Origin of the sequence: Catenulispora sp. GP43, assembly GCF_041260665.1 — a bacterium.
GTDB lineage: Bacteria > Actinomycetota > Actinomycetes > Streptomycetales > Catenulisporaceae > Catenulispora.
The window spans coordinates 500,333-521,207 of record NZ_JBGCCT010000002.1; the positions used below are offsets into that span (position 1 = coordinate 500,333).

22 protein-coding genes are annotated in these 20,875 nt (G+C 72.2%); 6 read left to right on the forward strand and 16 right to left on the reverse strand.

Annotated features, from left to right (window positions below):
* Positions 1 to 7: 7 nt before the first annotated feature.
* The 3 genes from ABH926_RS05950 to ABH926_RS05960 form a co-directional block, all read right to left on the reverse strand.
* The gene (locus tag ABH926_RS05950) at positions 8 to 610 is read right to left on the reverse strand and encodes a hypothetical protein (RefSeq protein ID WP_370364319.1); all 603 of its coding nucleotides are present in this window, start codon (positions 608 to 610) and stop codon (positions 8 to 10) included.
* A 64-nt stretch (positions 611 to 674) separates the two neighbouring features.
* Complete coding sequence (locus ABH926_RS05955; protein WP_370364320.1) at positions 675 to 1,655, reverse strand: SMP-30/gluconolactonase/LRE family protein; 981 nt, start codon at positions 1,653 to 1,655, stop codon at positions 675 to 677.
* Positions 1,656 to 1,755: 100 nt separating this feature from the next.
* Positions 1,756 to 2,784, reverse strand: a complete 1,029-nt coding sequence (locus ABH926_RS05960) for a 6-phosphofructokinase (RefSeq protein WP_370364321.1) — start codon at positions 2,782 to 2,784, stop codon at positions 1,756 to 1,758.
* Between the two features lie 223 nt (positions 2,785 to 3,007).
* Here ABH926_RS05960 and ABH926_RS05965 point away from each other — a divergent pair, with 223 nt between their 5' ends.
* A complete protein-coding gene (locus ABH926_RS05965; RefSeq protein WP_370364322.1) occupies positions 3,008 to 4,252 on the forward strand; it encodes an alpha/beta hydrolase family protein in 1,245 nt (414 codons plus the stop codon).
* 27 nt (positions 4,253 to 4,279) lie between these two features.
* Here the strand turns inward: ABH926_RS05965 and ABH926_RS05970 are convergent, their stop codons facing one another.
* From ABH926_RS05970 to ABH926_RS05990, 5 genes are all read right to left on the reverse strand, one after another.
* Positions 4,280 to 4,993 (reverse strand): maleylpyruvate isomerase family mycothiol-dependent enzyme, encoded by a 714-nt coding sequence (locus ABH926_RS05970; protein WP_370364323.1) that lies wholly within the window; start codon positions 4,991 to 4,993, stop codon positions 4,280 to 4,282.
* A gap of 98 nt (positions 4,994 to 5,091) precedes the next feature.
* Entirely contained in the window at positions 5,092 to 5,520 is a 429-nt protein-coding gene (locus tag ABH926_RS05975) for a GNAT family N-acetyltransferase (RefSeq protein ID WP_370364324.1), read from the reverse strand.
* Positions 5,520 to 6,170: a response regulator gene (locus ABH926_RS05980; RefSeq protein WP_370364572.1), complete on the reverse strand. Its 651-nt coding sequence runs from the start codon at positions 6,168 to 6,170 to the stop codon at positions 5,520 to 5,522. Before ABH926_RS05980 ends, ABH926_RS05975 begins: the two co-directional genes overlap by 1 nt.
* 73 nt (positions 6,171 to 6,243) lie before the next feature.
* A complete protein-coding gene (macS, locus tag ABH926_RS05985) occupies positions 6,244 to 7,656 on the reverse strand; it encodes a MacS family sensor histidine kinase (protein ID WP_370364325.1) in 1,413 nt (470 codons plus the stop codon).
* A complete protein-coding gene (locus ABH926_RS05990; RefSeq protein ID WP_370364326.1) occupies positions 7,653 to 8,462 on the reverse strand; it encodes a lysophospholipid acyltransferase family protein in 810 nt (269 codons plus the stop codon). Before ABH926_RS05990 ends, macS begins: the two co-directional genes overlap by 4 nt.
* Before the next feature lie 143 nt (positions 8,463 to 8,605).
* Between ABH926_RS05990 and ABH926_RS05995 the strand changes: the two genes are divergently transcribed.
* Together ABH926_RS05995 and ABH926_RS06000 are read left to right on the forward strand one after the other, a co-directional pair.
* Positions 8,606 to 9,379, forward strand: a complete 774-nt coding sequence (locus ABH926_RS05995) for an alpha/beta hydrolase (protein WP_370364327.1) — start codon at positions 8,606 to 8,608, stop codon at positions 9,377 to 9,379.
* A 1-nt stretch (position 9,380) separates the two neighbouring features.
* Complete coding sequence (locus tag ABH926_RS06000) at positions 9,381 to 10,121, forward strand: hypothetical protein (RefSeq protein ID WP_370364328.1); 741 nt, start codon at positions 9,381 to 9,383, stop codon at positions 10,119 to 10,121.
* On the opposite strand, the gene ABH926_RS06005 is transcribed toward ABH926_RS06000, so the two are convergent.
* The 5 genes from ABH926_RS06005 to ABH926_RS06025 form a co-directional block, all read right to left on the reverse strand.
* Positions 10,122 to 10,829, reverse strand: a complete 708-nt coding sequence (locus ABH926_RS06005; protein WP_370364329.1) for an endonuclease/exonuclease/phosphatase family protein — start codon at positions 10,827 to 10,829, stop codon at positions 10,122 to 10,124. It abuts the gene before it with no gap.
* A gap of 120 nt (positions 10,830 to 10,949) precedes the next feature.
* The gene (locus tag ABH926_RS06010) at positions 10,950 to 11,888 is read right to left on the reverse strand and encodes an ROK family glucokinase (RefSeq protein WP_370364330.1); all 939 of its coding nucleotides are present in this window, start codon (positions 11,886 to 11,888) and stop codon (positions 10,950 to 10,952) included.
* A complete protein-coding gene (locus ABH926_RS06015) occupies positions 11,888 to 12,373 on the reverse strand; it encodes a DUF5304 family protein (RefSeq protein WP_370364331.1) in 486 nt (161 codons plus the stop codon). The genes ABH926_RS06010 and ABH926_RS06015 overlap by 1 nt, the downstream gene beginning before the upstream one ends.
* Before the next feature lie 16 nt (positions 12,374 to 12,389).
* Positions 12,390 to 13,661 (reverse strand): ArsA-related P-loop ATPase, encoded by a 1,272-nt coding sequence (locus tag ABH926_RS06020; protein WP_370364332.1) that lies wholly within the window; start codon positions 13,659 to 13,661, stop codon positions 12,390 to 12,392.
* The gene (locus tag ABH926_RS06025) at positions 13,658 to 14,098 is read right to left on the reverse strand and encodes an SRPBCC family protein (RefSeq protein WP_370364333.1); all 441 of its coding nucleotides are present in this window, start codon (positions 14,096 to 14,098) and stop codon (positions 13,658 to 13,660) included. The genes ABH926_RS06020 and ABH926_RS06025 overlap by 4 nt, the downstream gene beginning before the upstream one ends.
* Before the next feature lie 254 nt (positions 14,099 to 14,352).
* Between ABH926_RS06025 and ABH926_RS06030 the strand changes: the two genes are divergently transcribed.
* Positions 14,353 to 16,200, forward strand: a complete 1,848-nt coding sequence (locus ABH926_RS06030) for a long-chain fatty acid--CoA ligase (protein ID WP_370364334.1) — start codon at positions 14,353 to 14,355, stop codon at positions 16,198 to 16,200.
* A gap of 103 nt (positions 16,201 to 16,303) precedes the next feature.
* Here ABH926_RS06030 and ABH926_RS06035 read toward each other — a convergent pair whose 3' ends face one another.
* Complete coding sequence (locus ABH926_RS06035) at positions 16,304 to 16,804, reverse strand: MarR family winged helix-turn-helix transcriptional regulator (protein WP_370364335.1); 501 nt, start codon at positions 16,802 to 16,804, stop codon at positions 16,304 to 16,306.
* A gap of 120 nt (positions 16,805 to 16,924) precedes the next feature.
* On the opposite strand from ABH926_RS06035, the gene ABH926_RS06040 reads away from it, so the two are divergent.
* Complete coding sequence (locus ABH926_RS06040) at positions 16,925 to 17,317, forward strand: nuclear transport factor 2 family protein (RefSeq protein ID WP_370364336.1); 393 nt, start codon at positions 16,925 to 16,927, stop codon at positions 17,315 to 17,317.
* 24 nt (positions 17,318 to 17,341) lie between these two features.
* Here ABH926_RS06040 and ABH926_RS06045 read toward each other — a convergent pair whose 3' ends face one another.
* Both ABH926_RS06045 and ABH926_RS06050 read right to left on the reverse strand, forming a co-directional pair.
* Positions 17,342 to 17,764 carry a VOC family protein gene (locus ABH926_RS06045; RefSeq protein ID WP_370364337.1) on the reverse strand — a complete coding sequence of 141 codons (423 nt, stop codon included), beginning with the start codon at positions 17,762 to 17,764 and terminating at the stop codon, positions 17,342 to 17,344.
* A 4-nt stretch (positions 17,765 to 17,768) separates the two neighbouring features.
* Positions 17,769 to 18,209: a helix-turn-helix transcriptional regulator gene (locus ABH926_RS06050; RefSeq protein WP_370364338.1), complete on the reverse strand. Its 441-nt coding sequence runs from the start codon at positions 18,207 to 18,209 to the stop codon at positions 17,769 to 17,771.
* A 93-nt stretch (positions 18,210 to 18,302) separates the two neighbouring features.
* Here ABH926_RS06050 and ABH926_RS06055 point away from each other — a divergent pair, with 93 nt between their 5' ends.
* Positions 18,303 to 20,858 (forward strand): ABC transporter, encoded by a 2,556-nt coding sequence (locus ABH926_RS06055; protein ID WP_370364339.1) that lies wholly within the window; start codon positions 18,303 to 18,305, stop codon positions 20,856 to 20,858.
* The last annotated feature ends 17 nt before the right edge of the window (positions 20,859 to 20,875 follow it).

Below are 20,875 nucleotides of genomic sequence, written 5' to 3' on the forward strand. Positions count from 1 at the left end.
CGCTAGATCACATCGCGGGCCGCGGGTATCCGTCCAGCGGAGGCTGTGGCGTGCCGCCGACTACTCCGGGAGGAGTATGCGCAGGTCCCACCGCGGCCTCGGCCTCGGACTCGGCCTCGGACTCGGCCTCGGACTCGGACTCCAGGACCTTGATGTGCCGCCACACCGGGATCAGCGGCAGCACCCCGACCACCCCGAACGACATGTCGATCACCGACCACCAGAACGGGATGCCCCGGATCGGCCCGCACACCAGCGCCAACGGGAAAACCCCGGCGCAGGCGATCATCCCGAACTGGATCACCCACTTGTTGCGCACCGGATCACGCCAGGGCCCGTAGAAGGCCACGGCGATGGTGAGGTGCCCGAAGGCGAGCCAGTCGGTGCCGTAGGCGAGGAAGGGGTACTTGGCGTTGGTCTCGCGCAAAGCCTGGTGGGTGCGGTCGATCCAGCTGGTGAGGCCGGCCGGCGCCGGCGAGTGGTGGAGCCAGCCGCTGAGCCAGCGGGTCTCGGTCTCCAGCGGGAAGGCGGTGACGCCGCTGAGGACCAGTCCGGTGATGAAGAGCGCGAGCCAGAGGCGGATGCGGCGGAGCCGTTGGTCACTGTCCACGTCCGTGACGTTAGGACGGACGCGGGGTGGGAGCCCTGGCGCCGGTGGGGCGATCACATGTTCTTCACGCGGCATCGCCGAGTTCGATGACGGCGATGGCAGCCTCCGTGAGACTGCCCATGTACAGCGTCTCCCCGCTCCGCCGCACCGCGGTGACCGCCTTGTATCCGACCCCCCACCCGCGCACTTCCCGCGCCTTCGCGCCGTCCGGACCGACCGCGATCGCCCACGCCAGGTCCTTCTCCCCCGGCTGCAGCCGCTCGGGCGTGGCCCACACCAGCGAGCGCAGCCGCGGGTGCCTGGGCAGGAGCCAGTCCAGGGCCGGGTCGCGGGGCGAGACCATGGCGACCCAGATCAGGCCTTCGGCGTCGCGGGTGAGGTTGTCGGGGAAGCCGGGCAGCGGGGCTCCGAAGGGTGCGGTGCGGCCGGCGTCGGGGCCTTCGAGCTCGACCCGGGTCAAGCAGTAGCCGCCGGTCTCGGCGACGACGGCCGCCGCGCCGTCCTCGATCAGCACGATGCCGTTGGCGAACGCGAAGCCGTCGGCGACCAAGTCCACGACGCCGTCGCGGTAACGGAACAGGCGGCCGGTCGTGGAATGCTCGAACAGGTCGCCCCGGTACTGGTCGATGTTGAAGTGCCGCGAGGACTGGGTGAAGTAGATGCTCCCGTCGGCGGCGACGGCCGCGTTGCTGCAGAAGATCAGGGGCTCCCCCGCGACCTCCGCGGCGAGCACCTTCACCGTCCCGTCGGAACGCCGCACCTCCAGCAGCCCGCGGTAGGCGTCGCACACGACCAGCGCGTCCTCGCCGAGCAGCTCCAGCCCGAGCGGACGTCCGCCGGTGTCGGCGACGGCCTGGGTCTGGCCGTCGGGCGTGACACGCAGGATGCGACCGTCGGCGAGTCCGGTGAACAGCGTGCCGGAGGCGTCGACCGCGATGTGCTCCGGCCCGGCGCCCGGCAACGGGATGCGTCTCAACCCCGTCAGCGTCGGGGTGTCGCCGCGCCGGCGGACCTGGTGCGGGTTCGGCGGCGGGGTCCACCGCACCGCGGCCATTTTCGCGCGCCGAGTCACAAACGCCCCCTCCCGCCGGTCCGGAATGAGGACGCTAGTGGGGAGGGGGCGAAAGCGCCAGATGCCACGCGGTTTAGCCGAAGAACACCTTCGCCTCGTCGTACAGGGACATCGGCACCGTCTTCAGCGTCGCCGTCGCGTCCTTCAGCGGCACCCGGATGATGTCCGTGCCGCGCAGCGCGACCATCTTCCCGAAGTCGCCGTCGTGGACCGCGTCGATGGCGTGCAGGCCGAAGCGGGTGGCGAGCCAGCGGTCGAAGGGCGAGGGGGTGCCGCCGCGCTGGGTGTGGCCCAGGACGGTGGTGCGGGCCTCCTTCTTCGTGCGGCGCTCGATCTCGGCGGCCAGGCGCTCGCCGATGCCGCCGAGGCGGACGTGGCCGAAGGCGTCCAGTTCGCCGGAGGCCAGCTCCATCTGGCCGTCCTTGGGGGTCGCGCCCTCGGCGACCACCACGATCGGGGCGTAGCCGCGGGCGAAGCGGGACTCGATCCAGCCGCAGACCTCCTCGATGTCGAAGGTGACCTCCGGGATCAGGATCACGTTGGCGCCGCCGGCCAGCCCCGAGTGCAGGGCGATCCAGCCGGCGTGGCGGCCCATCACCTCCACGATCAGCGCCCGCGAGTGCGACTCGGCGGTGGTGTGCAAACGGTCGATGGCCTCGGTCGCGACGTGGACCGCGGTGTCGAAGCCGAAGGTGTAGTCGGTGGCGTTCAGGTCATTGTCAATGGTCTTCGGTACGCCCACCACGTGGACGCCGTGGTCGTCGCCGAGCACGGTCGCCACGCCCAGGGTGTCCTCGCCGCCGATGGCGATCAGGGCGTCCACGCCCTCGGCTGCCAGGTTCTCCTTGATCCGCTCGACGCCGCCGTCCACCTTCAGCGGGTTGGTGCGCGAGGATCCGAGGATGGTGCCGCCGCGGGGCAGGATGCCGCGCACCGCCTCGACGTCCAACGGCTTGGTCATCCGCTCCAGGGGGCCCTTCCAGCCGTCCCGGAATCCCACGAACTCGAAGCCGTAATACTGCACGCCCTTGCGGACCGCGGCGCGGATCACCGCGTTCAGGCCCGGGCAGTCGCCGCCGCCGGTCAGCACTCCGATGCGCATGGCCACACTCCCTGATGTTCACGATGTGATCTGGGTCACCGTACGATCACCGCCACCGTAACCGCTACGAGACGGTAACGAGAAGCCGTTGATCACCTGCCGAGACACGCCGGTCACATCTGGTGATCTTCGCCCCCGGGCCATGTCGGGCGGGGATTGTCGCCCAGGGGCTTACACCCACGGGCCGATGTGCGGCCTTGCCGCAGCGTGACAGGGTTCGAACATGACGACCACACCGTTCACCGGCCGCGCCCGACCGTCCCGCCGCACGCTGCTGGGTGCCACCCTGGCCGCCGGAACCGCGATCCCGTTGAGCCTGGCCGGCCGGGCCTCGGCCGCCACGGACGCCACGGGCGCCACCACCGGCGCGGGCAGCGCCGCCACGAAGACCCCGGCGGCCCCCGCGCACCTGATCATCCCGCCGCCCACCGGCCCGCACCGGGTCGGCACCGTCAACCTGCACCTGGTCGACGTATCCCGCCCCGACCCGCTGACCCCGAGCCGGCCCTACCCGCTGATGGCCAGCATCTGGTACCCGGCGCGCGACACCGAGCGCTTCCCGACCGCGCCCTGGATGACGCCCGGCACGTTCCAGGCCTGGCTGGCGGACGTCGGATTCGACCCGACCAGCCTGCCGGTCCCGGACACCGCCGGCCACCTCGGCGCCCCGGCGCGGCGCGGGCGGCCCAGGCCCGTCATCCTCTTCTCCCACGGCGCCCACGACCACCGCTCCGACACCACGACGGTGGTGCAGGAACTCGTCAGCCACGGCTACGTGGTGGCCACCGTGGACCACACCTACGACTCCTTCACGCAGTTCCCCGGCGGCCCGGTCCTGTCCCCCGAGCAAACCGTGAGAGTCCCCGAATCGCCGAGCGACTTCGCGGCCGACCTGCGGTTCCTGCTGGACACCGTCCAGGACATAGCCGCCGGCCACAACCCCGACGTGGACCGGCAGCCGCTGCCCGAGGGCCTGGCCGGCAGCCTGGACCTGGACCGGGTCGGCGTCTTCGGCTGGTCCAAGGGCGGCACCGCGGCCACCCTGGAGACCATCGCCGACGACCGGGTCCGCGCCGGCCTGGCCTTCGACGGCCCGATGGAGCCCACCATCACGACCGACCTGCACAAGCCCTTCATGATGATGAGCGCGGTCTTCACCAGGGAGTCCGACCCCGACGCCCAGGAGTTCTGGACGCACCTGTTGGGCTGGCGCCGCTATTGCGAGCTCGAAGGCGCCGAGCACATCTCCTTCACCGACAGCGAGGGCCTGATCCTGCCCGCGGCCGGGATCCTCGGGCTGAGCCAGGCCCAGGTCCAGGGCTTCGTCGGCACCATGGACCCGAACGAGGGGGTCCGGATCCAGCAGGCCTACCCGCGGGCGTTCTTCGACCTGCACCTGCGGAACCGGCCCAGCAGGCTGCTGGACGGGCCTTCGCCGGAGTTCCCCTCGGTGAAGTTCATGGCGTGACGGTCGGGACGCTGCGGCCGGGGCCGGTCAGGGCACCAGCGGCGCCTTGACCACCCGCTCCCCCGCCTCCCGGTCGCCGCTCCAGGCCAGCCCCGCGGCGTCCGTCCCGATCCGGCCCCACAGCATCAGCGCCAGGTCCGAGGCCGTTCCGGCGACCTCGGACGCCGGCTCGCCGGGCCCGTGGTCCCAGGAGCGGCCGACGTCCGTCGCGGTCAGCCGCAGCGCGGTCACGGGCTCGGCGGCCAGACCGCGCTGGATCATGCGCGGCGCGAACAGCTCGAACACCTCGGTGACCGCGTCGGCGGCGAAGGCCGGCTCGAACGGCTCGGCCGTGCCGAGGACGTCCTGCGCGTCCCAGCGGTGCATCCGCGTCTCGTGCGCCCGCCGGCGCTGCCAGAAGCCGACGGTCCGCGGCATCAGGGCGCTGAAGGTCCAGGCCTCGTCCTCGGCGTCGCCGCACAGCGCGGTGGTGATCTGGTCGACCGTGCTCAGGTACCAGGTGTGCAGGGACGCCGGGTCGTGCGGCGCGGTGCGCTCCTGGTCGTTGCGGCCGTGGCCCTCCTGGACCGCCGTGGTGACCCACAGGTTGCCGTTGCCGAGGTGGTCGACCAGCTCGTAGAGGGTCCACGGCGCGCAGGAGGGCACCTGGCGGCCGAGGTCCTCCTTGGTCAGGCCGACCAGCAGCTCACCGAATGTGTCCAGCTCGGCGCGCAGGACGCCGAAGAAGTCGAAATCACCCATGGGCCGGAACCTACCGGAGCGGCCCGCCCGCCGCGTCCGATGACCGCCAGGCGAGGGGGAGGCGGGAGGGAGGCGGGAGGGACCGCAGGAGGCAGCGGTCAGTCGAGCCGCTTGAACATGTGGACGTCCTCGTGGCCGCCGGGGATGCCGAGCGTGCGGCCGGTCTCGACGTAGCCGTGCCGCTGGTAGAACTCCGGGGCCTGGAACGTGAACGAGGACACCGCGACCCGGTCGCAGCCGCGCCGGCGGGCCTCGTCCTCGGCGGCCCGCAGGATCTTCGAGCCCCAGCCGTCCTTGCGGGAGTCCCCGCGCACCCACAGCATGCTGATCCCGCACAGCCCGGCCCACGTCCAGGCGGTCAGGCCGCCGACGATCGCGCCGGCGTCGTCGGTCACCTTCACCGAGAAGACGTCCTGGTCGGCCTTGGTGGTGCCGGTCGCGGCGAAGTTGTACTCGTCCAGGCCGGCGTTCAGAGCCTCGGAGAGCTCCTGGTCGCGACCGCCGGTGGTCAGGGTGGTTTCGGTCATCAGTCGTCCTCGTCGAGCCCTTGGGCGATGGCGTAACGCACCAACTCGACACGGTTGTGCAGTTGGAGCTTGTTGAGCGTGTTCTGAACGTGGTTCTGCACAGTCCGGTGCGAGAGCACCAGACGGTCGGCGATCTGCTTGTAGGACAGTCCCTTGGCCACCAGCCGCAGGACCTCGGTCTCGCGGTCGGTGAGGCGCGGGGCGTCCGCGCCGGCCCCGGCGCCGGAGCCCGGCGGCGTGATCGCCAGCTTGCGGAACTCGCCGAGCACCAGCCCGGCCAGGCCGGGGGTGAACACCGGGTCGCCGACCGCGATGCGCTCCACGGCCGCCAGCAGTTCCTCGCGGCTGGCGGACTTCACCAGGTAGCCGATCGCGCCGGCCTTCACGGCCTGGAGCACGTCCTGCTGCTCGCCGGAGGCCGAGAGGACCAGCACCTTGACGTCCGGGTCGGCGGCGACCAGGCGGGCCGTGACCTCGGCGCCGGACAGCCGGGGCATCTGCATGTCCAGCACCACGACCTGCGGGCGCGCGGCCGTCCCGCGCCGCACCGCCTCCTCGCCGTCCCCCGCCGTGGCCACCACGTCGTACCCGGCCTCGGCGAGGTCGCGGGCCACCGCGTCGCGCCACATCGGGTGATCGTCGGCGACCATGACCCTGACCTGAGTGTTCACGCTGCCCGACCCTACCGAGGGCTGCCCACTCATCGCACCATCCTTCCCCGGCTCACCGCAGGGCCTTACGCAGGGCCGACACCGACGGGGCGGCGCCGCGCGGGACCGGCGCGCGGGGCACGCGCATCTCGACCTCGGTGCCCTGACCGGGGATGGAGACCACCTCGACGGTGCCTCCGACGTCCGCCAGCCGGCCCTGGATGGAGTGCGCGACGCCAAGGCGGCCGGCCCGGCGCGCCTCCTCCAGGCGGCCCTCGGGGATCCCGGGGCCGTCGTCCCGGACGGTCACGATGACGCCGTCGCCCTCGTCCTCGACCAGGATCCAGGCGCGGGCCCCGAGGCCGTCGGCGCCGGGGCCGCCGTGCGCGCGGACGTTGTCCAGCGCGGCCGCGGCCGCCGCGGCCACCTCGCGCGCCACCGGGCTGGGCAGCGGCACCGGCGCCCCGGGCCCGGCGAGCGTCACCCGCGGCCCGGTCAGCCGCCCGAGCAGGGCGCACAGGTCCAGGTCGACGGGATCGACGGGGTCGGCGCCGTCGGCCCCGGCCTCCTGCTCGACCTCGTGCCAGCTGTTCACCAGCGCGCGCAGCGCCAGCTCCTGCTCCCCGGCCATCCGGCCCAGGTCCCGGCCCGCGCCGCCGATCTCCGCGCCGCGCCGCTGGACCAGGGCCAGCACCTGCAGCACGCCGTCGTGGATGTCGCGGGCCAGGCGCTGGCGCTCGCGGGTGGCGGCCTCCAGACGCTGGGCCCGCACCAGGGTGAGCTCGGCGGCGCGGCCGAGCTCGGTGACGTAGCCGATGGCCGCGCCGGTCAGCACCATCAGCACGATGTTGTGGATCGAGTCCGCGCTCAGCGCGCCGCGCTCCAGCAGGTCCGCGCCGCCCATCAGGACCGCCGCCCCCACGCCGCCGCGCCAGCCCAGCGCGATGGCCGCGGCGATCACCGGGGCCGAGGACCAGATGGTGGGCAGGGTCAGGGCGCCGGCCTGGATCCGCGCCTGGGTGTCGACCAGGTCGGTGCTCAGCACCGAGGCGGCGCCGACGGCGAGGTCGGCCGCGAGGAAGGACAGCAGCGCGCGCCGGGGCGTGGTGGTGCGGTGGTAGACGATGCCGGTCCAGGCGGTCCACACGGCCATGGTGAACAGGATCGCGATCGCCGGGCCGATGCGCGCGTAGTGGTTGTAGGCGGCTGCGAAGCGGGCTATGGCGTAGAGCAGGGCCAGGGAGCGGAAGAAGCCGAGCGCGCGCCACAGGGCGATGTCGACGGCCGAGCGCTGATCGGGCGCCGAGGCCGCGTGCCGGGCCGACCGGGTGTTCCGCGCGGCCGGTACCACGGCCGACTCGGCGGTATCGGCGAACGCGCCCACTGCCGCACCGGCAGTCTCGACGACGGGACCGGCAGCCTCCACGGCCCCCTGGACGACCGGCGACGGCAGCGCCGCGGCCGACGGCTCCCCCGGCCCGCTCATTGCCGCCGGGCGTCCTCGTCGGCCTCCTGCTGCCGCTGCTCCTCGATCGCGGCGCGGCGCTCCTCGGCGGCGGCCTTCTTCGCCTCGGCCCGCTGCTCGGCACGCTCGGCGGCCTTCTCGGCGGTCAGGATCTTCTTGGCGTCGGTGGCGTACATGTCGACGTACTCCTGGCCGGACAGGTCCATGAGCGCGTACATGATCTCGTCGGTGATGGACCGCAGGATGTAGCGGTCGTCCACGGCGCCGGGGACCTCGCGGTAGCGGGAGAAGTCCAGCGGCTCGCCGAACCGGACGCCGACCCGCTTGATCTTCGGCATCACCTGGCCGGTGGGCTGGATCTCGTAGGTGCCGACCATCGCGCAGGGCACGACCGGGATGCCGGACTCCAGCGCGATGCGCGCGATGCCGGTGCGGCCCTTGTACAGGCGGCCGTCGGGCGAGCGGGTCCCCTCCGGGTACAGGCCCAGGGCCTTGCCCTCGGACAGGATGCGCAGCGCGGTCCGCAGCGCCGGGTCGGCGGCCTTGCCGCTGGAGCGGTCGATCGGCACCGAGCGCACGCCGCGGAAGAAGGCCGCGGTCAGCCGCCCCTTGAAGCCCTTGCCGGTGAAGTAGTCGCTCTTGGCCAGGAAGTACACCGGCCGCGGGACCATCAGCGGCATGAAGAAGGAGTCGGAGAAGGACAGGTGGTTGCTGGCCAGGATCACCGGACCCTCGGCCGGGATGTTCTCCAGGCCCTTGGCCCACGGCCGGAAGAGCACCCGGAGAAGCGGCCCCAGGAAGATCACCTTGAGCAAGCCGTAGAACAACCGTCTGCCTCTCCGTAGGGCGGTATGCGCGTACAGTGACTCCATACCGGCAACGCGCGGGGTCTTCTTCGGTTTTCCGAAGCGAACACTACTGCGTGCGGCGTCGCTGTACTCCCCCCGTCCGCCGTGGAACGATGGTGACCATGACCGCGCCCGTGCTCCCCGGTGCCGAACCCTTCTCGCACGATTCCGAGCCCGCCGGCCCGCGCGTAGGCGTGCTGCTGTGCCACGGCTTCACCGGCTCCCCGCAGTCCCTGCGACCGTGGGCCGATCACCTGGTCCAGGCCGGTTTCGGGGTGCGTCTGCCCCGACTGCCCGGCCACGGCACCCACTGGCGCGACATGCAGGTCACCACCTGGGACGACTGGTACGCCGAGGTGGACCGGGCCTTCCACGAGCTGCGGGCCGGCTACGAGCAGGTGTTCGTGATGGGCCTGTCGATGGGCGGCACCCTCACCCTGCGCCTGGCCGAGCGGCACGGGGCCGAGGTGGCCGGGATCGTGCTGGTCAACGCCTCGGTGAAGCCGGACAAGGCGGTCCTGAAGGCGGTGCCGGTGCTCAAGCACCTGGTGCCCAGCGTCGCCGGCATCGGCAACGCGATCAACAAGCAGGGCGTCAGCGAACTGGCTTACGACCGGGTGCCGCTCAAGGCCCTGGACTCCTTCGCCGGCGGCTGGCGCACCGTGGCGGCCGACCTGCCGAAGGTCACGCAGCCGACCCTGCTGTTCCGGTCCACCGCGGACCCGGTCGTGCACCCGTCGAACAGCGCCGTGATCCTGTCCCGCATCTCCTCCACGGACGTGACCGAGCAGGTGCTGGAGAAGAGCTCGCACGTGGCCACCCTGGACCACGACGCCGAGCAGATCTTTGCCGGAAGCGTGGAATTCGTCCGGCGGGTCGCCGGGTTGGGGAATTGATGTGAGCACCGCCAGCGAACAGCCGGGTCCCGGCCTGCCCGAGGAACCCGTCGAGTCCATGGAGCCGGTCATGGAGCCGGCCGACGGGCCCGCCGAGGAGGTGGCGGCCGCCGCGGGGGCGGCCTCCGACCTCGCCGGGGACCTTGCCGCAGACCTTGCCGCAGACCTTGCCGCAGACCTCGCCGCCGACCCGGCCGGGGACGCGCCCGAGCCGTCAGCACAGTCCGGAGCGCCCGAGCCGGCCCAGCAGGAGCCGGGCGAGCACGCCGGCCACCCCGAGACCGAGGAAGAGCGCATCGCCCGCGAGCGGGTGGAGTTCGACAAGCTGGTCGCCGCCTTCCACGGCGAGTCGGCCCCGGACCCGCAGCCGAACCGCCCGGGCCCCGGCCCCAGCCCGCGCAAGATCGTCCGCTACCCGGTTCTGGACCCGCGCCCGGAGTGGCCCTCGGAGATCCTGGAGCCGACCGACGAGACCACCGCGGACCCGCTGGACCACGTCGAGCACTACGAGCAGCCCGACCCGCCGCTGCCGCAGGTCGCCGCCGCCACCCTGGCGTCCTGGACGATGCTACTCGGCGGCGTCGGCTTCCTGGTGCTGCACACGCTGCTGCAATGGCAGACGCCGGAGTACCTGGGCTGGCTGGCGGTCATCGGCGTGTTCGGCGGCATCATCACCCTGGTGATGCGGATGAAGCCGGACCGCGACGAGTACGACGATCCGGACAACGGCGCGGTGGTCTGATCAGATCCGCAGCACCGCCAGCACCGGCAGGTGGTCGGTGGCCAGCGCGGTGTCGGCGGGGCTGACCAGGTCCGTGGGCACCCCCGCGCGCTCCACCTGGATGTCCCTGGAGACGAACACCGCGTCAAGCCGCTGATACGGGTTCTTGCCCGTGGAGGTGAACTCCGCCCCGAAAGGCGCGAGCATCCACGCGTCGGCCAAGCGGTCGGTGATGATGTTCCATTCGACGCTGCCGGGGTGGCTGTTGAAGTCCCCGGCCAGGATCAGCGGCTTGGTCTGGTTGCGCTCCGCGAACCCCTCGAGATGTCCCAGGACCTCTCCGGCCTGGTAGACGCGCTGTTCCAGGTTCATGCTCAGGTGGGTCCCGGCGACGGTGAACCGGCCGCCGCCGATCTTGAGCGCGGCGAGCGCCAGGCCCCGCAGGTGGTAGCCCCTGCGGTGCTCCAGGTAGAGCACCTCGGTGTCTTCCACCGTGACGTTCGGCCCGGCCAGCAGGAGGTTGCCGGACGCATCGGCGCCGCCGGCCACCACCTTCAGGCCGAACGACGCCGCCATCGTCCGGGCAGCACGCCGCCAGCCGAAGAAACGCGGCGACTCCTGGACGCACACAACGTCGGGAGCGCATGAGCGCACGACGCGTGCGAGGGCTGCGCGGTCGTCTCGTAAGGACCGCACGTTGTAAGTGAGTACCCGTATCGTCTCCTCCATAGCGATCACCACGCTAAGCGGTGATCGCTATGGAGGAAAGTGGTGAGGCCCGGGTGAGATCCAGACTTCCCGTATGAGATTCAGCCTTCCCGTATGAGATCCAGACTTCCCGTACGAGGTTCAGACCCGAGCGAGGTCCGCCGCGCCGATCAGACCGGCGTCCGGCCCCAGCGTCGCGGTCAGCACCTGCGCGTACGGCCGGTGCCCCTTGCCGGCCAGCTTGCGCCGGTAGGCCTCGGCGGCCGGGGCGCGCAGCAGGTCGCCGGCCTCCGAGACGCCGCCGGCCAGTACGAAGGCGCTGGGGTCCAGCAGCGCGGCGATGTCGGACATGCCCTGGCCGAGCCAGTCGGCGATCTCGTTGAAGGCCGCCAGCGCGATGGTGTCGCCGTTGCGGGCCGCCTCGGTGACGTGCGCGCCCTGGATGCCCTCGACGGTGCCGTCGCCGAGCCCGAGCAGCTCCTTGGCCCGCCCCGGGGCCGCGGCGGCGCGCTCGCGGGCGGCGCGGACCAGGGCGTTGCCGGAGGCGTACTGCTCGAAGCAGCCGCGGTTGCCGCAGCCGCAGGGACGGCCGTCGGGGACCACGCGGTAGTGGCCGGGCTCGCCGCCGATGCCGAAGCGGCCGCGGTACAGCGAGCCGCCGAGGATCAGGCCGCCGCCGATGCCGGTGCCGACCGTTATCACCACGACGTCGTCGTGGCCGGCCGCGGCGCCGAACTTCGCCTCGCCCCAGGCCGCGGCGTTGGCGTCGTTCTCCACGACCACCGGCAGGCCGATGCGCTCCTCGATGCGGTTCTTCAGGGGCTCGTTCACCCAGGAGACGTTGGGGGCGAACAGCACGGTGGCGCGGTCGGCGTCGATGAAGCCGGCGGCGCCCAGGCCCACGGCACCGACCTCGTGGTCCCCGCGGACCTTGCGCACCGCCTCGGCGATGGCGTCGGCAGTCTGGTCGGAGTCCTCCGGAGTGGAGACCTTGACCGAGTCGAGGATCTTCCCCTTCTCGTCGACCACGCCGGCCAGGATCTTCGTGCCGCCGATGTCTACGCCGATGGTGAGAGTCATTAGTCCCTGTTCTTCTGTTCGGACGGATCGATCCGGTCCACCCGTTCGACGGTGATCTTCTCCTGCTGTCCTGCCTTGTCGCCGCCGGGACCGGAATCCCGCCAGGACTGCTCGGAGCCGCGCACCGCCGACCGGAACGCCGCGGCCACCTCGCGGCCGGCGGCGCCGAGGTGGCGCGCCACCTCAGGGTACGACTGGACCGCCGGGGCCACGACGCGCGCCTCGAGGGCCGACCAGAGCTTGCGCGCCTCATCGGCGAGCGTCCCGAGATCCTCGCGCACGCCGGTGGGCCCTGTCGAGCCGGGACCGGGCGGTGTCCGTTCCTCGGAAGCCCGCGCGGCGCGGCCGGCCGGGCCGGCGTCCGCGTTGTCCGCTTCGGGGGCCTTGTCGCCCTGAACTGCGCCGTCGTCGCCGGTGTCCGGGGCGGCGGCGGGGCGAGGCGGGATGTCCTCGAAGGGGATGTCGTCTTTCTGGTTATCGCTCACGGCTGGATCCCTCCCGTCACCGGTCACCGTTTTGGGTGTCTTCATCACTATGATCCGCCAGGAACCGCTCGGGCCACAGGCTCTCGTCCGGTTTGAAGCCGACGCGCAGCACGCCGTCCGAGATCCGCGCCGAGGCGATGCGGCACCGGCGCAGCGCCCCGGGCAGCGGGAACGCCCGCCGCTGGGCCGCGACGCCCGGGACCTCGACGCTGACCACCAGCTCGTCGCCGGAGCGCACCAGGCCGAGCTGGTCCCGCTCGACACCGGGCAGCGGCAGGTCGTAGCGGTAGCCCTCGCCTTCGCCGATCATCACCGGCTCCGGCGGGTCGGCCAGGCCCGGGCCGGGATCCCCGCCGGGGTACACGGCCTCGCCGAGGGCTTCCAGGGCCGCGACGCCGAGCGGTTCGGCGTCCTGGCGCGGCACGTCGGCCAGGGTCTCGGCGTCGGCGCGCAGGCCGTGCAGGGCCAGCAGGGTCGGGGTGGCCTGCAGCAGCGACTGTGCGGCGGCCGCGGGCGAGCCGACGATCCGCACCACGCTGCCGGGGTGCACCAGCGCGGCCCGCACAGCGGCGATCTCCGCGGCGGCGTTGTCGGTCCACTGCGTGACCATGGCGAACGGGCTCGGCAGGCCGACCAGCCCGGCCAGCAGCGGACGCAGCGCGCGGGCCGCCTGGCCCTCGATCGGCCGCACCCGCCGCAGCGCGGCGGCGGCGGTCTCGGGCCAGGCCAGCATGGCCAGCGCGGCCTTCAGCGGCGGGCCGTCCACCACGACGGTGTCCCACTCGGAGGAGCCGACGGCGGTCGCGATCTCGCGCAGCGCCAGGATGTCCGGCAGGCCGGGGACCGGTCCGAGCTCGGTGGCGTCCGGCGCCGACAGGCCGGCGGCGGCCAGCGGGCCGGTGAGCAGTTTGGCCAGGTCCACCAGCGCGGTCTCGGTGGCCGCGGCCGGGTCGAAGCGGCGGACGGTGAGGTTGGCCAGCGCGGTGCGGCGGACGGCCGAGGCCCGTGCGGCCCCGAGCTCGCCGGAGTTCTCGGAGTTCTCGGAGTTCTCGGAGTTTTCGCTGTCCTCGATGTCCTCGAAATCGTCGTCGAGGGCGTCGTCGATGTCCAGGACGTTTCCGTCCCCGGAGACCCCCGACGCGCCGAGCACCGCGGCCAGTTCCCCGGCGTCGGCGACCCCGAGCAGCAGCGTCCGGTGTCCGCCGGCCGCGGCCCGCAGCGCGGTCGCCGCCGCGAGGGTCGTGGTGCCCGCACCGCCGGGGCCGGTCAAAAAGAGCAGCCGCGTCACGCCGAGATCGCCTCGACACGCTTCTTCAGGCCGGACAGCGCGCGGTCGATGATCAGCTTCTCGACCTTCCGCTTGAGCAGGCCGACCATCGGCAGCTTGACGTCCACCGCGAGCTGGTAGGTCACGTGGCTGCCGGCGTCGGTCGCCTCCACCACATAGGAGCCGTCCAGCGCGCGCATCATGTTCGAGGACACCAGGGTCCAGCGAACCTCAACGTCGGAGGGGTACTCGTAGGCCAGCGTGTGCTCGTCGCGCAGCGCGCCGGCGTCCATGCGGTACCAGGCGCGGGTGGCGCGCCCGGCGTCGTCGCGCTCCTCGACCCGCGCCTCCTTCACCTCTCCGGCCCATTCCGGGTAGGCCTCGAAGTCGGTGATCACCTGCAGCACCGCCTGTGGCGGGGCCGCGATGTCGATGCTGGACTTAGTGCGCTCGGACATGGCCCGCCTCCTCGCCGTCGGTGGTTGCGGCCAAGGCTATCGCGTACGCCACACCTGACGGCCGGCCGAGGGTCCCGGCAAGGCATGATGGTGTCCAGCACCCCTGCCATGCGCAGAAGTCGCTGAGGTTACGAAACAGCATCAAGTACTACCTACCGGTTGGTAATAAGCAGTAGCGTCAGGGCGCGCCTCGACCCCACGCGGCGCCCGGCCGCCCCGTCGTCCGGCCTCGAAGACGAGGAGTCAAGACAACCGTGCGTGAGTTCAGCGTCCCGCCGCTTTACCAGGTCGGCGCCACGGGCAACCTGACCGACGTGGTGCACAACGCGGCCGAACAGGCCCCGGCCGCGGCGCTGCTGGGCCGCAAGGTCGGCGGCGTGTGGCGAGATGTCACCGCCAAGGACTTCCTCGGCGAAGTCACCGCCCTGGCCAAGGGCATCGCCGCCTCAGGGATCGCGGTCGGCGACCGCGTCGCCCTGATGTCCCGCACCCGCTATGAGTGGACGCTGCTGGACTTCGCCCTGTTCGAGGCCGGCGCGGTCGTGGTGCCGGTCTACGAGACCTCCTCGGTCGATCAGGTCGAGTGGATCCTGTCCGACTCCGGCGCGGTCGCGGTGTTCGCCGAGACCACCGGCAACGCCGAGTGCGTGGAGACCGCGCGCACCGGCCAGACCAACTCCGACCTCGGCGGCGCGCCGAGCGTCCGGCAGGTCTGGACGATCGAGCCGGACAGCGGCAAGGGCGCGGTGCAGGAGCTGAGCGCGGCCGGCACCGCGATCAGCGACGAGGAGCTGGCCGAGCGCCGGCGCGCGGCCACCCCGGAGTCGGTGGCCTCGATCATCTACACCTCCGGCACCACCGGCCGGCCCAAGGGCTGCGTGCTGACCCACGGCACGTTCCTCGCCGAGTGCGAGAACGTGACGCGCATGGCGTCCGCGGCCTTCAACGACTCCGGCTCCACGCTGCTGTTCCTGCCGCTGGCGCACGTGCTGGCCCGGGTCATCCAGACCGCGGCGCTCACCGCGCGGGTGAAGCTGGGGCACTGTTCGGACACCAAGAAGATCGTCGAGGAGCTGGCCGGCTTCAAGCCGACCTTCATCCTGTCGGTGCCCCGGGTGTTCGAGAAGGTCTACAACGGCGCGTCGCAGAAGGCGCACGCCGAGGGCAAGGGCGCCATCTTCGACAAGGCCGCGGCCACCGCGATCGCCTGGTCGCGCGCCGAGTACGCGGGCAAGGTCCCGCTGGGCCTGAAGGTCAAGCACACGGTCTTCGACAAGCTGGTCTACGGCAAGCTGCGCGCGGCCCTGGGCGGCAACGCCACGCTGGCCGTCTCCGGCGGCGCGCCGCTGGGCACCCGCCTGGTCCACTTCTTCCACGGCATCGGCCTGCAGGTGCAGGAGGGCTACGGCCTGACCGAGACCTGCGCGGCGATCACCCTGAACCCGATCGGCAAGTCCCGCCCCGGCACGGTCGGCGTTCCGGTCCCCGGCGCCTCGGTCCGCATCGCCGAGGACGGCGAGATCCTGGTCAAGGGCCCGATGGTGTTCTCCGGGTACTACCACAACGACGCCGCCACGGCCGAGTCCATGCAGGACGGCTGGTTCGCCACCGGCGACATCGGCTCCCTGGACTCCGAGGGCTACCTGTCGATCACCGGCCGCAAGAAGGAGATCCTGGTCACCGCCGGCGGCAAGAACGTGGCCCCGGCCGTCCTGGAGGACCGGATCAACGCCCACCCGCTGGTGAACCTGTCGATGGTGGTCGGCGACAAGCAGCCCTTCATCGCCGCCCTGGTCACCCTGGACCCGGAGGCCCTGCCGACCTGGGCCGCCGCCCACGGCAAGCCGGCGGACTGGAGCATCGCCGACGCCGCCGCCGACACCGACGTGCGCGCCGAGATCCAGAAGGCGATCGACGACGCCAACCGCGCCGTCAGCCACGCCGAGGCGATCAAGAAGTTCGCGATCCTCGGCACAGAGTGGAGCGTCGAGGGCGGTCAGGTGACGCCGTCGATGAAGCTGAAGCGCAACGTGGTGATGCTGGAGAACTCCACCGACGTGGAGGCGCTGTACGCCGGGGTCGGGTCGACGACCGGACAGTGAGGCTCATCAGACAAGCATGTTGAAAGGGCGCCCCTTCGTGGGGCGCCCTTTCGCATGCGCTCGCTGTGGGCGGAGACGACTTCGACTTCCCGCGCCGCTCCCGCTAGAAGGGCCCTTCCTCGGCGAAGCGGCGCAGCGCTTTGGCGAAGGCCGCGGCCTCGTCAGGCGGCCAGCTCGCCACGGATGCCGTGACCCGGTCGGCGAATCGGCGCCGCATCTCGGCGACCGCCTGGGCGCCGGCGTCGGTGAGGACCAGCAGGACCGAGCGCCGGTCGTCGGGGTCGGCCTCGCGGCGCACCAGGCCGGCCGCCTCCAGCCGCGAGGCGTGGCGGCTCACGCCCGACCGGTCCAGGCCGACCACCGCCGCGAGGTCTGCGGCGTTGCGCGGTCCGGTCCGGGCCAGGCCGCTGAGCACGGGGTACGCGTTCTCGTCGAGGCCGTCGGCGACGCCCTCGACGAGCCCGGCGTACAGCCCGGCGCGCGTGCTGCGCTGGATCAACAAGCCGAAGGATTCGGCGATCTCACGTCCGGTGTCGGCATCGGCATCGGCATCGGCATCGGCATCGGCATCGGCATCGGCATCGGCATCGGCATCGGCATCCATCTCTCCAGACTAGCGTGCACGACGCACGCATCTGCTACAGTTCGAGATACGAGATGCGTGCACGGTGCACGCACTTATGCGATGCCCGTCTGCAGAATCTTGATCCGGAGGAGTCCCCCCATGGCCACCACCATCGCCGCCGCCCTGACCGACCTGCTGCTGACCCCGGGCCTGCCGCTCGACGAGGCCCTGGACCGGCACTTCGCGCCGGAGTACCGGCAGCGCACCGACGGGTCGTGGATCGACCGCGCCGGGTTCGCCGAGCACATCGCGCACCTGCGCGGCGTCGTCGCCGGCGGCGCCATCCACGTGCACGACGAACTCGGCGAGGGCATGCGCTACGCCGAGCGCCACACCGTCGACATCGTGAAGGCCGACGGTTCGACCGCCTCGCACGAGGTGTACGTCTTCGCCGAGTTCGCCGACGACGGCCGCTTCGCGCGGCTGGAGGAGGTCACGCTGATGGTGGCCGGCGACGAGGCCGACCGCGACCTGGGCAGCGCGCGCGGCTGAGCCGGGCGTGCGCCGTGCGCCGCGCTATCCCATCTCGCGCGGCGTCATGAGCCGGATGTGGTTGCCGGAGGGGTCGCGGAAGGACGAGTCGCGGCCGTACATCTCGTCGCTCGGCTTCTCGATGAACTCCACGCCGCGCTCGACCAGGGCGGCGTAGTCGGCGTCCACGTCCTCGGTGGTCAGGAACACCGTCCCGGCGAAGCCCTTGCCGGTCAGCTCCTCGACCTTGGCGCGGGTGGCCTCGTCCATGAGCGGCTCGCCCACGATCTTCATCAGGACGATGCTGATGTCCGGCTGGTGCGCGGGCCCCACGGAGAGCCAGCGGAAGTTCCCCATCTCCGGCACGGTGATGTCCGCCCGGACCACGAAGCCGAGCTTGTTCGTGTAGAAGTCCAGGGCCACGTCCTGGTCGTGGACCCAAAGCTGAGTGCTGTTGAAGGAGATCATGGGATCACGCTAGGCCGCCGGGCGGCGCGCCGTCTTCTCGAAACGTCCGGTTCTTCGGCCGGCCGTAGGCCCGCAGCACACAGCCCGGGACCTGCACGAAGTGCGCCGCCGGCGGCTGCCCGGCCCGGTAGGCGGCCGGCGGCAGGCCGTAGACCCGGGTGAAGCTGGTGGTGAAGGACCCGACGCTGGTCAGCCCGACCGCGCAGCAGATGTCGGCGACGGCGTAGTCGGTGTGCCGCAGCAGCGCCGCGGCCCGCTCCAGGCGCCGGGTGAGCAGGTAGGCGTGCGGCGACTCCCCGAACGCCCGCCGGAACTCCCGCGAGAAGTGCGCCCGCGACAGGCGCGCGGCCGCGGCGAGGTCGGCGACGGTCAGCGGCTCGGCGTAGCGGGCGTCGGCGAGGTCTTTGGCGCGCTGCAGGTGGCGGGCGGGAGGTACGGGGGCCACGCTGCGAGGGTAACGCCGGGGGCCGACACTCGCAGACAGCCACCGCCCGACGCCGACGTGCGCCGCTGCTCGCCCGCCGATACCGTGACTGGCATGGTCGACAAGCCCGCCGAGCAGCACGGTGCGGGCTCGGACCCGGCCGGTACCGGCCCGGACCCCGCCGCCGACCCGATGATCCGGGTCCACGACGCCACCGAGCACAACCTGCGCCACGTCGATGTGGCGGTGCCGCGCGACCGGGTCGTGGCCTTCACCGGGGTGTCGGGGTCGGGCAAGTCATCGCTGGCGTTCGCCACCGTCTACGCCGAGGCGCAGCGCCGCTATCTGGAATCGGTGGCCCCCTACGCGCGCCGCCTGATCGAGCAGGCCGGGGCGCCCCGGGTCGGGGGTATCAGCGGTCTGCCTCCGGCGGTCGCCCTGCGGCAGCAGTACGGCGCGGGCAGCGCGCGCTCCAGTGTGGGGACCGTCAGCCGGGTGTCGAACGTGCTGCGCATGCTCTACTCGCGCGCCGGCACCTATCCGCCGGGGGCCGAGACGGTCGACTCCGACTGGTTCTCCCCCAACACCGCGGTCGGCGCCTGCCCGACCTGCCACGGGCTGGGGCGCCGGTACTCCGTGGACGAGGACAAGCTGGTCGGCGACCCGGATCTGAGCATCCGCCAGGGGGCGGTGGCCGCCTGGCCCGGGGCGTGGCAGGGCAAGAACTACCGCGACATCCTGGCCGAGCTGGGCATCGACATCGACGCGCCGTTCCGTACGCTGCCCCCCGAGCGGCGGCACTGGCTGCTGACCACCGAGGAGCAGCCGGTGGTGACGGTGCACCCGGTGCGGGAGGCGCATCGGATCACCCGGCCCTATCAGGGCACATACATGTCGCCGAAGAGCTGGGTCCTGCACACCTACGCCACCACCAAGAGCGCGTCGCTGCGCGCCAAGGCCGCGTCCTTCCTCACCGAGGAGCCGTGCCCGACGTGCCAGGGGCGGCGGCTCAACCCCTTCGCGCTGAGCATCACCATCGCGGGGGTGGACATCGCCCGGGCCACCGCGCTGCCCCTGACCGAGCTGGCCGATCTGCTGCGCCGGGCACGCGTCCATCCCGACACCGCCGCGCTGTCGCCGGAGCGCCGCAAGGCCGCCGAAGCCCTCATCGGCAACCTGGAGGAGCACCTCAGGACCCTGACCGAACTCGGTCTGGGCTACCTGGGCACCGATCGCGCCACCTCCACCTTGTCCGGCGGCGAGTTCCAGCGGCTGCATCTGGCCACCCAGTTGGGCAGCGGGTTGTTCGGGGTTCTGTACGTGCTCGACGAGCCGTCCGCCGGGCTGCATCCGGCCGACACCGAACTGCTGCTGACCGCGTTGCAGCGGCTTCGCGCCGCCGGGAACTCGGTGTTCGTGGTCGAACACAACCCGCGGGTGATCGCCGACGCCGACTGGATCGTGGATCTCGGGCCGGGGGCCGGTACGCATGGCGGCCGCGTCCTGTACAGCGGGCCGGAGGCCGGGCTGAAGGACGTCGCCGAATCGGCCACGGCGCGCTACCTGTTCGGGGACGCGCCGAACATCAGGCCGGACGCGGTCCGGGCGCCGTCGTCGTGGCTGACGCTGTACGACGTCACGCGGCACAACCTCGACCGGCTCACCGTCCGGTTCCCGCTCGGCACGCTGACCGCGGTCACCGGCGTCTCCGGCTCCGGCAAGTCGACGCTGGTCGGCCAGGTCCTGGCGGCGACCGTGCGGGACCGCCTCGGCACGCCGGCCGCATCGGACGCCTCGGACGACGACCGGGACGCCTCGGACGAGGAGGGCACCGCGCTGGACGACGACCGAATCGTCGCCATCCCCAAGGCCGACGGGCTGGACGCCGTGCAGCGTCTGGTGCAGGTGGACCAGAAGCCGATCGGCCGGACACCGCGGTCGAACCTGGCGACCTACACAGGGCTCTTCGACGCGGTGCGCAAACTGTTCGCGGCCCAGCCGTTGGCCAAGGAGCGCGGCTATACGGCCAGCCGCTTCAGTTTCAACCTGCCCGACGGCCGCTGCCCGAACTGCCAGGGCGAGGGCGTGGTGAGCGTCGAACTCCTCTTCCTGCCGACGGAATCCGCGCCGTGTCCGGTGTGCCACGGCGCGAGGTACAACCCTGAGACGCTCCAGGTGCTCATCGAGGGCAAGTCGGTCGCGGACGTGCTCGCGCTGAGCGTCGAGGACGCGCTGGGGTTCCTGGACCGGCTGCCGGCCGCGCACCGCATCCTGCGCCTGCTCGACGACATCGGCCTGGGCTACCTCACCCTCGGCCAGAGCGCGACGACGCTGTCCGGCGGCGAGGCCCAGCGCATCAAGCTGGTCAGCGAACTGCATCGCGCGCGCCGCGGCCACACCCTGTACCTGCTCGACGAGCCGACCAGCGGGCTGCACCCGGCCGACGCCGATCTGCTGCTGTTCCGGCTGCAGGAACTCGTCGACCAGGGCAACACGGTGGTCGTCGTCGAGCACGACATGCGCGTCGCGGCGGCCGCGGACTGGCTGCTGGACCTCGGTCCCGGCGCCGGCGCCGACGGCGGGCGGATCGTCGCGGAGGGCACGCCGGCCGAAGTATCCGGTGGCGGATCCGGGCGCACGGCGCGATTCTTGGCTGCGCACGCCTCTTAGAGGTCTGCGCACACCTC